This is a genomic window from Kitasatospora sp. NBC_01250 (assembly GCF_036226465.1).
GTDB lineage: Bacteria > Actinomycetota > Actinomycetes > Streptomycetales > Streptomycetaceae > Kitasatospora.
In genome coordinates, this window is record NZ_CP108476.1 from 3693857 (window position 1) to 3709202 (window position 15346).

General features: G+C 73.1%; 12 protein-coding genes. 6 read left to right on the plus strand and 6 right to left on the minus strand.

Annotated features, from left to right (window positions below):
- Nucleotides 1-261: 261 nt before the first annotated feature.
- A complete protein-coding gene (locus tag OG500_RS15005; protein WP_327067178.1) occupies nt 262-804 on the plus strand; it encodes an Rv3235 family protein in 543 nt (180 codons plus the stop codon).
- Between the two features lie 93 nt (nt 805-897).
- Here OG500_RS15005 and secA read toward each other — a convergent pair whose 3' ends face one another.
- Nucleotides 898-3657 carry a preprotein translocase subunit SecA gene (gene secA, locus OG500_RS15010; RefSeq protein WP_327067179.1) on the minus strand — a complete coding sequence of 920 codons (2760 nt, stop codon included), beginning with the start codon at nt 3655-3657 and terminating at the stop codon, nt 898-900.
- Nucleotides 3658-3891: 234 nt separating this feature from the next.
- Here secA and OG500_RS15015 point away from each other — a divergent pair, with 234 nt between their 5' ends.
- Nucleotides 3892-4464: a GNAT family N-acetyltransferase gene (locus OG500_RS15015; RefSeq protein ID WP_329580615.1), complete on the plus strand. Its 573-nt coding sequence runs from the start codon at nt 3892-3894 to the stop codon at nt 4462-4464.
- A gap of 61 nt (nt 4465-4525) precedes the next feature.
- On the plus strand, nt 4526-5728 hold the full coding sequence (locus tag OG500_RS15020) for a winged helix-turn-helix domain-containing protein (protein WP_329580619.1): 1203 nt from the start codon (nt 4526-4528) through the stop codon (nt 5726-5728).
- Nucleotides 5729-5771: 43 nt separating this feature from the next.
- Here OG500_RS15020 and OG500_RS15025 read toward each other — a convergent pair whose 3' ends face one another.
- Together OG500_RS15025 and hpf are read right to left on the minus strand one after the other, a co-directional pair.
- Nucleotides 5772-6500 carry a response regulator transcription factor gene (locus OG500_RS15025; RefSeq protein ID WP_327067182.1) on the minus strand — a complete coding sequence of 243 codons (729 nt, stop codon included), beginning with the start codon at nt 6498-6500 and terminating at the stop codon, nt 5772-5774.
- Between the two features lie 200 nt (nt 6501-6700).
- Nucleotides 6701-7393 (minus strand): ribosome hibernation-promoting factor, HPF/YfiA family, encoded by a 693-nt coding sequence (gene hpf / locus OG500_RS15030; RefSeq protein ID WP_327067183.1) that lies wholly within the window; start codon nt 7391-7393, stop codon nt 6701-6703.
- Nucleotides 7394-7726: 333 nt separating this feature from the next.
- On the opposite strand from hpf, the gene OG500_RS15035 reads away from it, so the two are divergent.
- Nucleotides 7727-8437 (plus strand): ComF family protein, encoded by a 711-nt coding sequence (locus tag OG500_RS15035; protein ID WP_329580623.1) that lies wholly within the window; start codon nt 7727-7729, stop codon nt 8435-8437.
- Nucleotides 8438-8461: 24 nt separating this feature from the next.
- On the opposite strand, the gene OG500_RS15040 is transcribed toward OG500_RS15035, so the two are convergent.
- Genes OG500_RS15040 through mtrA form a run of 3 tightly spaced genes read right to left on the minus strand, consistent with a single transcriptional unit; the run spans nt 8462 to nt 13146 of the window.
- Complete coding sequence (locus OG500_RS15040; protein ID WP_327067185.1) at nt 8462-10309, minus strand: LpqB family beta-propeller domain-containing protein; 1848 nt, start codon at nt 10307-10309, stop codon at nt 8462-8464.
- A 22-nt stretch (nt 10310-10331) separates the two neighbouring features.
- Nucleotides 10332-12467, minus strand: coding sequence for an MtrAB system histidine kinase MtrB (gene mtrB, locus OG500_RS15045; RefSeq protein WP_442789170.1), 2136 nt, complete (start codon nt 12465-12467; stop codon nt 10332-10334).
- Between the two features lies 1 nt (nt 12468).
- A complete protein-coding gene (gene mtrA / locus OG500_RS15050) occupies nt 12469-13146 on the minus strand; it encodes an MtrAB system response regulator MtrA (protein ID WP_035848644.1) in 678 nt (225 codons plus the stop codon).
- A 240-nt stretch (nt 13147-13386) separates the two neighbouring features.
- On the opposite strand from mtrA, the gene OG500_RS15055 reads away from it, so the two are divergent.
- Both OG500_RS15055 and OG500_RS15060 read left to right on the plus strand, forming a co-directional pair.
- Nucleotides 13387-14649, plus strand: coding sequence for a hypothetical protein (locus tag OG500_RS15055; protein ID WP_327067186.1), 1263 nt, complete (start codon nt 13387-13389; stop codon nt 14647-14649).
- Between the two features lie 4 nt (nt 14650-14653).
- Nucleotides 14654-15322, plus strand: coding sequence for a DUF4129 domain-containing protein (locus OG500_RS15060; protein WP_329580627.1), 669 nt, complete (start codon nt 14654-14656; stop codon nt 15320-15322).
- Nucleotides 15323-15346 lie beyond the last annotated feature (24 nt).

Below are 15346 nucleotides of genomic sequence, written 5' to 3' on the forward strand. Positions count from 1 at the left end.
CGGGGCCCGAGCGGGTGCTCCCCGGGGACGTCCACAGAATACGGCCCGGGCGATCATCGCGGTGTCCCCCTTCGAGCGGACCGCACGGCGGCGCACTCCCGCGCCCGGCCGCCACCGGGTACCAGGAGCGACAGGGGCCGCAGGCTCGTCAAGCCGCCGTCCGGGGGACGGTGCGCGAGCCCGCCGGGTGTGCTGCGGGCCCGGCGGCGGGCGCCGATAACAGGGTCAGACCGTCCGCACCCGACCCGGGGGTACCCACCCATGGCCGAGACCGCGCTCCACCCCGCAGCCACCGCACCGGCGATCCACCGGCTGGCGCGTCGACCCGGCACAGCCGGGCGACCGGCGGCCGGGCACCTTGCAACCGCCCATCGCACGACCGGGCAGCACTCGGCCGCGCAGCACTCGGCCGGGCACCACGCATCGGCGCAGCGCGGCCCGCGCCACCCGCGCGCCGCCTGCGGGGGCGGCCTCGGCGAGGTGGACGGCGGCCTGGCCGCCCGCTTCGCGCTGCGCCTGGTCGAGGTGCTCGCCGGGGCCCGTCCGGTGGGCCAGCTGGCCCGCCACACCACCCACGACGGCTACCGCCAGCTGGCCCGGCTGGCGCAGGACGGTCCGCTGCGCCGGGCCGCGGCCCAGGTCCGGCCCAGGCTCGGCCGGGTGCACTCCAGCGCCCCGGGGCCCGGTGCGCTGGAGGTCTGCGTCCGGGTCGAGGCCGGTGCCCGGCACCGCGTGGTGGCCTTCCGGCTGGAGCGGCACTGGCGCACCGCGCAGTGGCAGTGCGCCGCCGTGGAGGCCCGGTGACGCGGCAGGGCGCCGCCCGGGTCTCCCCGGAACGGCGCCCTGATCAGCCGGTACCGGCCTGTCGGCGATTCAGCCGGTCACCACCGGCCCGCGTCACTTGCGGCGGCGGCCCTTGGCCGACTTCGCGGCCTTGCGGCGCTCGGCGCGGGTCAGCCCGTCGCCCTCCGCCTCGTCCTGCACGTCGTCCTCGAAGTCGCCCTCGATGACGGTGTCGTCGCCGTCCACCATCGGGGCGGTGTAGTGCAGGCGCTGCGGCTTCGGGGCCTCCAGGCCCTTGGCCTTGATCTCGGGACGGGCGGTCTTCTCGAGCGAGACCTCGGTCTCCTCGGCGTCCGCCAGCGGAACCTCCTCGACCTGCTGCTCGACCTGGACCTCCAGGTTGAACAGGTAGCCGACGGACTCCTCCTTGATGCCCTCCATCATGGCGCCGAACATGTCGAAGCCCTCGCGCTGGTACTCGATCAGCGGGTCGCGCTGGGCCATCGCCCGCAGGCCGATGCCCTCCTGGAGGTAGTCCATCTCGTAGAGGTGCTCGCGCCAGCGGCGGTCCAGCACCGAGAGCACCACCCGGCGCTCCAGCTCCCGCATGACCTGCTCGCCGAGCTGGTCCTCGCGGGCGCCGTACTGGGCCTGGATGTCCTCCTGGACCACCTTGGTGAGGAAGTCGGTGGTCAGGCCGGAGCTGCCGCCGGCCTCCTCCTCCAGGGCCTCCAGCTCCAGGGTGACCGGGTAGAGCTGCTTGAGCGCCGTCCAGAGCTTGTCGAGGTCCCAGTCGTCCTCGAAGCCCTCACCGGTGGCGGCGCTGACGTACGCCTCCACGGTGTCGTCCATGAAGTGGCCGATCTGCTCCTGCAGGTCCTCGCCCTCCAGCACCCGGCGGCGCTCGCCGTAGATGACCTCGCGCTGGCGGTTGAGCACCTCGTCGTACTTCAGGACGTTCTTGCGGATCTCGAAGTTCTGCTGCTCGACCTGGGTCTGCGCGGAGGCGATCGCGCGGGTGACCATCTTGGACTCGATCGGCACGTCCTCCGGCACATTGGCCATCGACAGCACGCGCTCGACCATGCCGGCCTTGAACAGGCGCATCAGGTCGTCGCCCAGCGAGAGGTAGAAGCGGGACTCGCCCGGGTCGCCCTGACGGCCGGAGCGGCCGCGCAGCTGGTTGTCGATCCGGCGCGACTCGTGCCGCTCGGTGCCCAGCACGTACAGGCCGCCGATCTCCTGCACCTCGGTCTGCTCCGACTTGACCGCCGCCTTGGCCTTCTCCAGCGCGGCCGGGAACGCCTCCTCGTACTCCTCCGGGGTGTCCACCGGGTTCAGGCCGCGCTGGGCCAGCTCCGCGGTGGCCAGGTGGTCGGGGTTGCCGCCGAGCATGATGTCGGTGCCACGGCCGGCCATGTTGGTGGCCACCGTGACCGCGCCCTTGCGCCCGGCCTGCGCGACGATCTGCGCCTCGCGCTCGTGGTGCTTGGCGTTCAGCACCTCGTGCGGGATGCCGCGCTTGCGCAGCTCCTGGGAGAGGTACTCGGACTTCTCCACCGAGACGGTGCCGACCAGGACCGGCTGGCCCTTCTCGTGCTTCTCGGCGATGTCCTCGACCACGGCGGCGAACTTGGCCGGCTCGGACTTGTAGATCAGGTCGGGCTGGTCGATCCGCAGCGGGTTCTTGTTGGTCGGGATCGGGACCACACCGAGCTTGTAGATCTGGTGGAACTCGGCCGCCTCGGTGGTGGCGGTACCGGTCATGCCGGAGAGCTTGTCGTACAGGCGGAAGAAGTTCTGCAGGGTGATGGTGGCCAGCGTCTGGTTCTCGTTCTGGACCTCCACCCCCTCCTTGGCCTCGATCGCCTGGTGCATGCCCTCGTTGTAGCGGCGGCCGGCGAGGATACGCCCGGTGTGCTCGTCAACGATCATGACCTCGCCGTTCATCACGACGTAGTCCTTGTCGTTCTTGTAGAGCTCCTTGGCCTTGATGGCGTTGTTCAGGAACCCGACGAGCGGGGTGTTCACCGACTCGTAGAGGTTGTCGATGCCCAGGTAGTCCTCGACCCGGGTGACACCCTCCTCCAGCACGCCGACCGTGCGCTTCTTCTCGTCGACCTCGTAGTCGCGGTCGCGCTTGAGGCGCAGCACCAGCTTGGCGAAGTCGGCGTACCACTTGGTCGCCTGGTCGGCCGGGCCGGAGATGATCAGCGGGGTACGGGCCTCGTCGATCAGGATCGAGTCGACCTCGTCGACGATCGCGAAGTTGTGGCCGCGCTGGACAAGTTCCTCCTGCGACCACGCCATGTTGTCGCGCAGGTAGTCGAAGCCGAACTCGTTGTTGGTGCCGTACGTGATGTCCATCGCGTACTGGCGCTTGCGCTCGGCGGGCGGCATGTTGCCCAGGATCACGCCGACTTCGAGGCCGAGGAAGCGGTGCACCCGGCCCATCCACTCCGAGTCGCGCTCGGCGAGGTAGTCGTTGACGGTGATCAGGTGCACGCCCTTGCCGGTGAGCGCGTTGAGGTAGGCCGGCAGCGTGCCGACCAGGGTCTTGCCCTCACCGGTGCGCATCTCGGCGACGTAGCCCAGGTGCAGGGCGGCGCCGCCCATGATCTGCACGTCGTAGTGGCGCTGGCCCAGCACGCGCTTGGCGGCCTCGCGGACGGTGGCGAAGGCCTCGGGGAGGATGTCGTCCAGGCTCTCGCCGTCGGCGAGCCGCGTCTTGTACTCGTCGGTCAGTGCACGCAGCTCGTCGTCCGTGAGGTTGACGAAGTCCTCTTCGATGGAGTTGACCTGGGCAGCAATCCGCTGCAGCTTGCGAAGGATCTTGCCCTCGCCGGCGCGCAGGATCTTGTCGAAGACGGACACTTGAGCGGGCTCCTCGCCTGGATTGGCACTGGACTGAGCAACGACTTGTACGGCGGGATCCACCCCACCGTACGGGCCATCGTATGCGAGGAGGCCAACGCGCCGGGAGGTGCGTCAGCACGCCATTCCGGTGTCACCCTTGGGAGCGGATCCCGCGATAGGTATCGATAGGGGTACAAATCGGGCGCGGGAAAGTCACTTTCAGCCCGTCGGCCCCCCGGCCATACTCCGTTCATGAGAACTGCGACCGAGGTGACGCCGACCCCGGTGCCCGCAGTCCTGGAGACCGAGCGGCTGGTCCTGCGCGCCCCGACCGCGGCCGACCTCGACGCGATCACCGCGGCCTGCCAGGACGCCGAGATCCAGCGCTGGACCGTCGTCCCCTCCCCTTACTCCCGTGCCGACGCCGTCTTCTTCGTCGAGCGGCTCGCCGCCGAGGGCTGGCGCAGTGGCCGCAGTCCGATCCGGCGCGTGCTGGAGAAGGGGACCGGCGCCCTGGTCGGCACCCAGTCCCTGGCCGCGCGCGGCCAGGGCGCGGCGGAGGTCGGCTTCTGGGTCGCCGCCGGAGCACGCGGGCACGGCTGCACGGTGGAGGCGCTGCGCGCGGTGGCCGACCGGGCGTTCACCGAGCGCGGGCTGCGCCGCCTGGAGTGGGTCGCCTACGTCGGCAACGAGCCCTCGCTCGCCGTGGCCCGCAAGGCCGGCTTCACCCTGGAAGGCACCCTGCGCTCTTACGCCGCCCAGCGCGGTGTCTGGCGCGACTGCTGGATGGGCTCGCTGCTGGCCTCCGAGTGGGACCAGGGCTGACCCGCCCGCCGGGAACCCGGCTGCGCGTCCCGGTGTCGGTGGCGGCGCCTACGCTGCCCGCATGACCGCAGCGCCGCCGCCCGTCCTGACCCTCAGCGCCGACCAGGCCCGCCGGATCGCCCTGCGCGCCCAGGGCCTGCTCGGCGCGCCGGACCGCCGGGCCGGGGTGCGCGGCGTGCTGCGCCACCTCGGCGCCGTCCAGCTGGACACCATCTCGGTGCTGGCCCGCTCGCACGAACTGGTGCCCTACGCCCGGCTCGGTGCGGTCGGCCGCCCCGCCGTCGAGCACGCCCTGTGGGGCGCCCGGACCAGCTTCGAGTACTGGTCGCACGCGGCCTGCGTGCTGCCGATCGAGGAGTGGCCGCTGTTCGCCTTCCGCCGCCGCGACTACCGCGAGCGCGGCCACCTCTGGGGACACCAGGTGAGCCCGCAGGCCTACCGGGGCGTGCTGGACCGGCTGCGCGCCGAGGGGCCGCTGACCAGCACCGAGTTGGGCGGGGCCAAGCGGACGGCCGAGTGGTGGGACTGGTCCGACGCCAAGATCGCGGTGGAGCGCGCGCTCGCCTTCGGCGACGTGGTCTGCACCGAACGCCGGAGCTGGAAGCGGGTCTACGCGCTCGCCGAGCAGGCGGTGCCCGCCGAGCTGTACCAGCGCGAGCCGGGCGACCGGGAGTGCCTGACGCAACTGGTCCGGCAGGCGGGCCAGGCCCTCGGGGTGGCGACCCGGGCCGACCTGATCGACTACCACCGCCTGAAGTCCGCCCAACTGGACGCCGTGCTGGCCGAGTCCGGGCTGGTCCCGGTCGCGGTGGCGGGCTGGGGCCCGGGCGGCGGTCCGGCCACCGCCCCCGCCTGGGCCGACCCCGCGGCGCTGGCCGGCGAACCACGCGGGCGGCACCGCACCACCCTGCTCTCCCCGTTCGACTCGCTGGTCTGGGACCGGGCCAGGACCGAGCGGATCTTCGGCATGTCGCACCGGCTGGAGGCCTACACCCCCAAGCACAAGCGGGTGCACGGGTACTTCGCGATGCCGCTGCTGGCCGGCGGCCGGCTGGTGGGCCGGGTCGATCCGGCCCGCGAGGGCACCACCCTGGTCGCCCGCCAGGTCTCCCTCGACTCGCCCCGCCAACTGCCCGCGCTGGCCCAGGCGCTGCGCGAGGCGGCCGACTGGGTGGGCTGCACCGGGGTGCGCGTCGAGACGCTGACGACCGAGGGCGCGGGCGCCGGGTCGCTGCGGGCCGAACTCGACCGGCTGCTCGGCTGACCCGCCGCGCGGCCACCACCTAGGTGGCCACCTCCCGCTCAGCTCACCCTATTTCGAGGATCTTCTCCCGCATCGCGTAGACCACGGCCTCCATCCGGGAGTGCAGCTGCAGCTTCTCCAGGATGTTGCGGACGTGGTTCTTCACCGTGTTCTCGCTGATGAACAGCTCCTTGGCGATCTCCCGGTTGTTCATCCCGGTCGCCACCAGCTTGAGCACCTCGAGCTCGCGGTCGGTCAGCCGCGGCGCGGGCACCAACTCCCGGTCGTCGGAGCGGCGCTGGATCATCGACTTGAACTCGGTCAGCAGCTTGGCCGCCATCGACGGGCTGATCTGCGACTGCCCGTCGGCGACCGCGCGGATCGCGGTGGCCACCTCGTCGGTGGAGATCTCCTTGAGCAGGTAGCCGGTCGCCCCCGCCTTGATCGCCTCGTAGAGGTCGGCTTCCTCGTCGCTTATCGTCAACATGATGATCTTGGTGCTGGGGGCCACCTCCTTGATCGAGGTGCACGCCTCGATGCCGCTGCGGCGCGGCATCCGCACGTCCATCAGGATGATGTCGGGCAGCAGGTCGGCCGCCTTGAGCACCGCCTCGGCGCCGTCCCCCGCCTCGCCGACCACCCGGATGTCGCTCTCCTCGGCGAGCACGATCTCCAGCCCGCGCCGGAAGAGAGCGTGATCATCCACCACCAGGACGCGGATCGGCTCGCCGCCCCGTGGCGCGTACGCGGGCTCCACGCTCTCGCCGCCGCCACCCTCGAACCGGTCCGCCATCCGCCCCTCCCCGTTGCCGAAAGCTGTGGGCCTCATCATTCCACGCCCTCGACGGCCGAACTCAACCGTCGATCGGCGGGGTCCCCCGGACGGGTGCGGCGCGGGGCGACGGGCGCGGGCGACCACGGGCACGAACGACGAACCGGCGGCCGGTCCTCAGCCGGCCGCCGGAACTGTCCGTCGCTACGGGGTGAATGCGGTCAGCGATCGGCCGCCGTGTTGATCGCGCCGCCGGCACCGCCGATGTCGCCGTCCGGCTCCAGGCCGTCGGCCTTCAGGTGGATGACGCCGTAGTCGTAGCCACGGCGGCGGTAGACCACGCTCGGCAGCCCGCTGTCCTTCTCCACGAAGAGGTAGAAGTCATGGGCGACCAGCTCCATCGCGTGCAGCGCCTGAGCCAGCGTCATCGGCGAGGCGCTGTGGGTCTTCTCGCGGACCACCAGCGGTCCTTCGCCCTCCACCTCCAGCGAGGGCGCCACGGTCTTGCGCACCGGTGCCTCTTCCAGGTCCTCCACGGTCGCCGTGCCGGGCAGCGCCGCGATCCGCGCGGTGGCCTCGGCCACGCTCAGCGGCGTGGTGCGGGCGCCGTGGTGCACCCGGCGCCGGTCGGCGGACTTGCGCAACTGCGCGTCGAGCTTCGCCGAGGCCAGGTCCAGCGCCGCGTAGGGATCCGCGGCAGCGGCCTCGGCCCGGATCACCGGGCCACGAGTGCGGACGGTGATCTCCACCCGGTCGGACCGGTCGGCCTGGCGCGGGTTGTGTTCCTTGGACACCTCGACGTCAAGGCTGATCACCTTGCCGTCGAACCTCTGGACCTTCTCCAGCTTTTCGGCCACGTGCTCGCGGAACCTCTGGGGCACCTCGGTCTTGCGGCCCTTGACGACGATGTCCACGCAGAACTCCGATCCCTCGTGCTGACGCCGATCCGGACTACCGGACCGGGCTGAGACCCAGCCTGACCAGCCACTCTGCCGTCGGCCTACCGTCTGGTCCACGGACCTGACGGGCCGGGCCCTCACCCACTTACTCCCCACCAGGGGAGCTTGAAACCCCCTAGGAGCCTCATCAGACACCCGGGTCGGTCTTTTCGCCTCCTCAGCGGGACCCTAGGCGCGCGGGCTGCGGCCGGACAGCTGTTCACCCCTGTCTACCCCCCATCGAGTGAAGTGAGGGTAAATATCTGGACAACTCCGCCCAGACGGCCCATCATGGCGCCACTACGCAGCGTGACCATCTATCCGGGAGGTGTCATGTCCGGCGCCCTGCTCGATCTCCTGCTCCCCGCCAGCTGCGCCGGCTGCGGCGAACCGGGCAGCCAGCTCTGCCCCGTCTGCCGCGCGCTGCTCGCCGGGCTGCGCGCCGCACCTGCCGCAGCCCACCCGACGCCGCCCGGCCTGCTCCCGCTGCACTCCTGCGCGGTCTACCGCGATCCGCTGCGCCGCCTGCTGATCGCCCACAAGGAGCGCGGCGCGCTGCGGCTGGCCGGGCCGCTGGGCGCGGTGCTCGCCGAGGCGGTGCGCGGCGCGCTCACCGAGGCGGCGCCCGGGCCGCACCGGCACCCGGTGCTGCTGGTCCCGGTCCCCTCCGCCCGGCACGCCGTGCGGGCCCGCGGCCAGGACGCCACCCGGCGGCTGGCCCGCAGCGCCGCCGGCCGGCTCGGCCGCACCGGGCTGCCCTGCCGCGTGGCCCCGGTGCTGCGCCAGCACCGGCCGGTCGCCGACCAGGCCGGCCTCGGCGCGGGGCAGCGCCGGGCCAACCTGCACCGCGCGCTGGCCGTCCCGCCCCGCTTCCACACCGCGCTGCGCGGCCGTCGCCTGGTCCTGGTGGACGACCTGGTGACCACAGGTGCCAGCCTCGCCGAGGCCGCCCGGGCCCTGCGCGCGGCCGGCGCCCCACCGCTGGCCGCAGCGACGGTGGCCGCCACCGCCCGCCGGTAGCCGGCGGCGCCGCCATGCCCCGGGCTACCCGGGGTAGGTCGGCATGACCCCGTCCTTGCCGTAGACCTTCCACTGCGGCTGGCCCACGACGCTGAGCGAGTAGATGGTGTGGTCCGGGTCCTTGGAGTCGGCCAGCACCGCGTCGTCGCGGTCCTCGGCGGCTCCCACCGTCGTCATCCCGTCCACCGACTGCAGCGGGTTGTCCGCCCCGGGCGAGCCGTCAGTGGGCACGTAGTGCAGCTGCGGCACGCTCTCGACCTGCTTGCCGAGCACCAGCAGCTGGTCCGGATCGGTCCAGGACACCGAGGTCACGTCCGACAGCTCCGGCGCGATCGGCCGCACCCCCACGATCGAGACGGCCGACGGCGAACTGCCGCCGCGCTGCACCAGTCCGATCGCCAGGGTGCGGGCACCGCTGGCGGAGTCGCGCAGCAGCAGTGCGGCCCGCGTGCTGTCGGAGGAGAGCTTGATGGTGTCCACCGTGCTGCCGGCCGGCACGCCCACCTGGACGGCGGTGCGGTTCTGCCCGCGCACCAGCCAGACCTGCGGGGCGGCCGGATCGCGGTCCACCACCCACAGACCGCCGAGCCCGTCCCAGCTGGGCGAGGCCAGCCCCTGTGCGGCGTGGCTGGTGAGCAGCGGGGTGCCGAGCTGCTTGGCCGAGTCGTCCAGGTTGGCCACGTAGAGCGCCTTGCCGTCCTCGCTGATCACGGCGGCGGCCTTGCCGTCGCGCCGCACCGCGAACGGCCCCTGCACCCGGCCGCCGACCGGTGCCAGCGGGGCGGGCCTGGTGGCCGCCCCGAGCACGCCGGGCACCGGGGTGCCGGCGGTGTCCAGGCGCTCCAGCTGGCCGGTGTCCGCCTTGCGGGCGTACGGCTGACCGCCCACCCCCGTGCTGTCGGCCAGCGCCCCGGGCGCCCACGGCAGGGCCTTGGCCGCCGTCGAGGGGAGGTCGCAGCTCCCGTGCTTGCTCTTCAGCGTCACCCGTTCGAGCGAACCCGGGCCGTTCAGGCTGGCCAGCGTGAAGTAGAGCTGCGCCACCATCTGCTGGCACTGGCGCGCGCTGGTCACGAAGTCGACGCCGTTGACCTGCAGCTGGGGCTTGGTCGGGTCGCTGGTGTCGACGGTGGCGGCCGGCTCGCTGCCGTCGAAGGCCGACCGGACGGCCGGGCGCAGCCAGTCGGAGGGCCCCTGGGCGAGCGCGGCGGCCGCGGCGGAGGCCGGGTCGATCCGGCGCCGGATGAAGATCGGGTCCGGCACCAGGACCGGCGGGTCACCGCCGTTGCCCGAGGGGTCGGGCAACGAGAAGAAGTACCGGTCCACCTGCTGGTAGGCGTTGTGGAAGTTGGTCTGGTTGAGGATCAGCGTGCTCGGCAGGTCGGTGATCCGCCACTGCGCCTTGGCCGGCGCGTCCTTGCCGTCCTTGTCGGCGTCCTTGGCCACGTTGATCAGCGTGAAGTCGGCGGCGAACTGGTCGCTCTTGGGCTGGTAGGTGTGCTTGGCGTCCAGCGTGGCCACCTCCTGCGAGCGCAGGGTGACCGTGGCGTGGTCGAGGTCGCCGTCCCCGGAGGACTGGTGCGGGGTGGTGTCGTAGAGCACCACCGCGCCGCTGTCCGGCTGCCAGGTCTTGACCGCCTCGGGCGTCAGGTACTGCCGGGCGGTCTGGTAGTCGTGCTCGTCCGAGATCGAGGCGTCCAGGAAGTTCTGCAGCACCTCGCGCGGCGACTGGCCGTCGCGCGGCGGCACCGGGATCACCCGGACCTGCACGCCCTGGTCGGAACTCGGCGGCGGGCTCACCGCCTGCGGCTCGCCGCTGTCCGGCATGGTCGCGCAGCCCGCCGCGAGCAGCACCGTCAGCGCGACCCACGGCACGGCCGCCCCCCGGCGCCGCCGGCTAGGGCCTGTCCTGCTGCTCCCCACCCCGCGCCCCCTTAGCGCTCGTGTCCTCGGCGTCCTGCGCCGCACCGCTCGCCGGCTCGTGCCGGCCTTGCCCGACGTCGCCGTCCGGCGTCTTCGCCCGCCCCGGATCCACCACGACCTGGGCACCGGTGGCACCGTACCCGCCGCTCGCTGCGCGGACGTCGGACGGGTCGGCCACCACCGGGACGGCGGGCAGCCGCCGGGGCCCGAGCCCCGCCCCGCCGATGCTCAGCACCCCGCCGAGCCCGGGCCCGAGCCCGCCCCCGGCACCGCCCGGGGTCTCCGGGATCACCGTCGGCACACCACCCGCGGTCAGCGCGGTCGCCCCGCTCGGCAGCGCCCGCCGGTACGGGGTGCCCTGGGCCCGCAGGCCGCGGTTGTACCGGGAGTCCTCGGGCTCCAGCCGGAACGGCGCCCGGCCGATCTCGCCGCCGCGGGTGCGCGGCAGGGTGAGCCGGAAGTGCGAGCCGCCGCCCGGTTCGCCCCAGGCCTGCAGCCAGCCGCCGTGCAGGTGCGCGTCCTCGACCGCGATCGACAGGCCGAGGCCGGTACCGCCGGTGGTCCGCACCCGGGACGGGTCGGCCCGCCAGAACCGGTGGAAGACCCGGGACGCCTCGCCGGGCTTGAGCCCGATGCCGTAGTCCCGCACGCCGACCGCGACCGCCCCGTCGGCCGAGCCCAGCCGCACCACCACGTCCCGGCCCTCGCCGTGCTCCAGCGCGTTGACCACCAGGTTGCGCAGGATCCGCTCGATCCGGCGCGGGTCGACCTCGGCCACCACCGGCTCCTCGGCGCCCGCCAGCAGCACCTTGCTGCCCTTGAGCCGGGCCAGCGGGTCGGCCGCCTCGACCACCCGCTGCACGACGTCGCGCAGGTCCACCGGCTCGGCGTCCAGCACCGCGGCCCCGGCGTCGAACCGGCTGATCTCCAGCAGGTCGGCCAGCAACGACTCGAAGCGGTCCAGCTGGCCCTGCAGCAGCTCGGCCGAGCGGGCCGCCATCGGGTCCAGGTCCTCGCGGCTGTCGTAGATCAGGTCGGCGGCCATCCGCACGGTCGTCAGCGGCGTGCGCAGCTCGTGCGAGACGTCCGAGACGAACCGGCGCTGCACCCGGGAGAGCTCTTCCAGCTGCCGGATCTGGGTCTGCAGCGCGTCGGCCATCCGGTTGAAGGAGCCGCCGAGCCGCGCGATGTCGTCGGTGCCGGTGACCTTCATCCGCTCTTCCAGGTGGCCGTCCGCCAGGCGTTCGGCGATCCCGGCGGCCATCCGCACCGGGGTGACCACCTGGCGCACCACCAGCCAGGCGGTGCAGCTGACCAGGATCACGATGAAGACGCCGGCGGTGGCCACCGTGCCGGTGACCAGGCTCAGCGCGTTGTCCTCCTGGGCGAAGGAGAAGGCGAAGTAGAGCTGGTACTTCTCGCCCGCGGGCCCGTGCAGCTGCTTGCCGATCACCAGGCCCGGCTCGGAGCGGTACTGCCCCGGCTGTCCCGCGATGTCGCGGTGGATGGTGGTGGTCTGCTCGTGCGCCCGGTTCGGGTCCTGGGCCACCTGCTCCTGCAGGGCCTGCGTGATGCTGTTGCGGTTGACGTCGCCCGAGGCCCGGGCGCTGAGCAGCCCGGCGTCGGCCGTCTGGTCGGTGGAGGGCACCAGGCCGATCACCGAGTAGACGCCCTGGCCACCGCTGGCCAGGCTGGCCACCTGGTCGGCCAGCCAGGTGCCGGTCTCGCTCGGGCTGGGATCGGTGGGGCTGCCGGTCTTGGCCCGCTGCGCGGCCAGCGCGTCGCTCTGCATCTGCGCGGTGGTGAAGCCACCGCTGGCCTGGTTCTCGGAGGCGTGCTTCTTGGTGTCCAGCAGTCCGGTGCGGACCTGGGCCATCACCACGATCCCGAGCACCACCACCAGCGCGACCGACAGCAGCATGGTGGCCGCGACCACCCGCAACTGGATCGAGCGACGGTAGAGCGCCGAGGCCTGCCGCAGCGGACTGCCCGCACGCCGGCTCAGCAGCCCGAGCGGCGAGAGCGGCTTGCGCCCGCTGGTCGATCCCCCGAGAAGCGCCTCCCCGTCGGCCCCAGGGCCCGACGGGGAGGGGTGAGCCTGATACGTCACGTCAGCTGGGTCCGGCCTTGTATCCGACCCCGCGCACGGTGACCACGATCTCCGGGCGCTCCGGGTCCTTCTCGATCTTCGAACGCAGGCGCTGGACGTGCACGTTCACCAGCCGGGTGTCGGCCGCGTGCCGGTAGCCCCAGACCTGCTCCAGCAGCACCTCGCGGGTGAACACCTGCCAGGGCTTGCGGGCGAGCGCGACCAGCAGGTCGAACTCCAGCGGGGTGAGCGGGATGCCCCGACCGTCCCGCTTGACCGAGTGGCCGGCCACGTCGATCACCAGGTCGCCGATGGTCAGCTGCTCGGGAGTGGGCTCCTCCGCCCTGCGCAGCCGGGCCCGGACCCGGGCCACCAGCTCCTTGGGCTTGAACGGCTTGACCACGTAGTCGTCGGCGCCCGACTCCAGGCCCACCACGATGTCGACCGTGTCGGTCTTCGCGGTGAGCATGACGATCGGCACCCCGGACTCCGACCTGATCTGCCGGCAGACGTCGATCCCGTCGCGTCCGGGCAGCATCAGGTCGAGCAGCACCAGATCCGGCTTGGTCTCGCGGAACGCGGCCAGCGCCTTGTCCCCGTCCGCGACGAAATACGGCTCAAAACCCTCACCACGCAGCACAATGCCGAGCATCTCGGCGAGTGCGGTGTCGTCATCTACGACGAGGACGCGACCTTTCATGCGCCCATCCTCTCATTACCGGATTGTGACCTGCCGCACACCCGTGCCCATGGCCCGCTCGTCCCGCCGGCGATAGCGCCCATATCCACCCAAACTCCCGTGTTCCTCATCGCTGCCGACCCCGTTGTCGATCAGCAACCGGGCACCCCTGGGGTGCCTGCCGCCACCATGGCACGATGGGCCGCACGATTTGCGCCACACCACCATCCTGGGGCACCCGCTCCAGGCCGAGGAGCAGTGATGACCGACACTTCGGGCTGGGCCTCCCCCGGCTCGTCCGGGACCGACTCCTCCGGGACCAGCGCCGAGGGTGTCCGGCCACCGGCCGCCGCGCCCGGCGGACCGGATGCCGCGTCGGCCACTGCGCCCCCGCCCTCGGACGCCGCCCCGCAGGCCGCACCGCCGTTCCCCGGCGCCTACGGCCGCCCGCCGGCCGGCCCCACCGCCCCGCAGCCCGCGCAGGGCTGGGGCCCGCAGCCGGGGTGGGGCGGCCAGCCCGGCTGGGGCACCCAGCCCGGTTGGGGCGGGCAGCAGGGCTGGGCCGTCCCGCCGCCCAGCCCCAAGCCCGGCGTGATCCCGCTGCGCCCGCTGGGCGTCGGCGAGATCCTCGACGGCTCGATCGCCACCGTGCGCAAGCACTGGCAGACCGTGCTCGGGCTCTCCCTGGTGGTCGCCCTGCTGACCCAGACCACGCTGACCTTCGTCGACTGGTGGAGCCAGCACGACTCCCAGGACACCGCGGGCCTGGTCGTGGCCGGCGTCGGCCTGCTGGTGGACGCGGTGGCCTCACTGCTGATGAGCGCGCTGCTGACCATGGTGGTCAGCCGGGCCATCCTCGGTGAGCCGGTCTCGGCCGGCGCCGCCTGGCGTGCCGCCCGCCCCCAGCTGTGGCGGCTGACGGGCCTGACCATGCTGGTGATGCTGATCGTGGTGGGCATCCTGGTCGCCGGCGCCGTCCCGATCATCGTGCTGGCCGCGCTCGGCGACGACGGACCGGCCCCCATGGCGATCGGCTTCCTGATCCTGCTCGGCGCGGGCCTGGTCGCGTTCTGGACGTACTTCCGGCTGAGCCTGGCCACCCCCGCCCTGATGCTGGAGAAGCAGGGCGTCAAGGCCGCGCTCGCCCGCTCCCGCAAGCTGGTGCGGGGGGCCTGGTGGCGGATCTTCGGGATCAGCCTGCTCGGTTCGTTCCTGACCGCCATGCTCGCCTCGGTGATCGCGATCCCGTTCCGGGCGGTCGCCGCCGTGGCCGGCGGCTCGCTGACCAGTGCGCTGGGCGGCACCACGGACCACCCGCAGCCGGTCAGCGCCCTGGTGATCATCGCGGTCGGCGGGGTGATCGGCTCGATGCTGACCATCCCGGTCCAGGCCGCGATCAACGTCCTGCTCTACGTCGACCAGCGGATCCGGCGCGAGGCGCTCGACCTGGAGCTCGCCCGGGCGGCCGGCCTGCCCGAGTACGGCGGCTCCGGCTGGGCCGGCCGGGACGGCGGGGCGGCCTGACCCGATGCCGACCTGGGGGGACTGGGTACGGGTCGCCGCCGACGCCCCGGTGACCGTGCCGCGCGACGCGGCCCGCGAGGCCGCGCGCGAGGAACTGCTGAAGCCCGAATACCACCGGCACGACCCGACGCTGCTGCAACGGCTCAGCAGCTGGCTCTGGGACCAGCTGGACAAGCTGCTCGGACAGCTCGGCAGCGCCGCCAGCAACGGCGGCACCGGGCTGGTCCTCTTCCTGGTGATCGCCGTCCTGATCGGTGCCGCCCTCTGGTGGCGCCTGGGCCGCCCGGGCCGGTCCGCCACCACCACCGGCGCCCTGTTCGGCGCCGAGGGACCGCGCACGGCCGACCAGCACCGCGAGGCCGCCCGGCGGCACGCCGCCGAGGGCGACTTCGCGAGCGCCGTCCGCGAGCAGATGCGCGCGCTGGTCCGCTCCTTGGAGGAGCGCACGCTGCTCGATCCGCGCCCCGGCCGCACCGCCGACGAAGCCGCCGAGGAGGCCGGCCGCCACCTGCCCGCGCACGCCCCGGCGCTGCGCGAGGCCGCGCGCCTCTTCGACGACATCGCCTTCGGCGAGCGCCCCGCCGACCAGCACGGCTACCAGCAGCTCGCCGACCTCGACCAGGTGCTGCGCCGCACCCGGCCCAGCACCCCGGCCCCGGTGGGCGCCCCGTGACCACGAGCTCCACGCCCCTCCCGA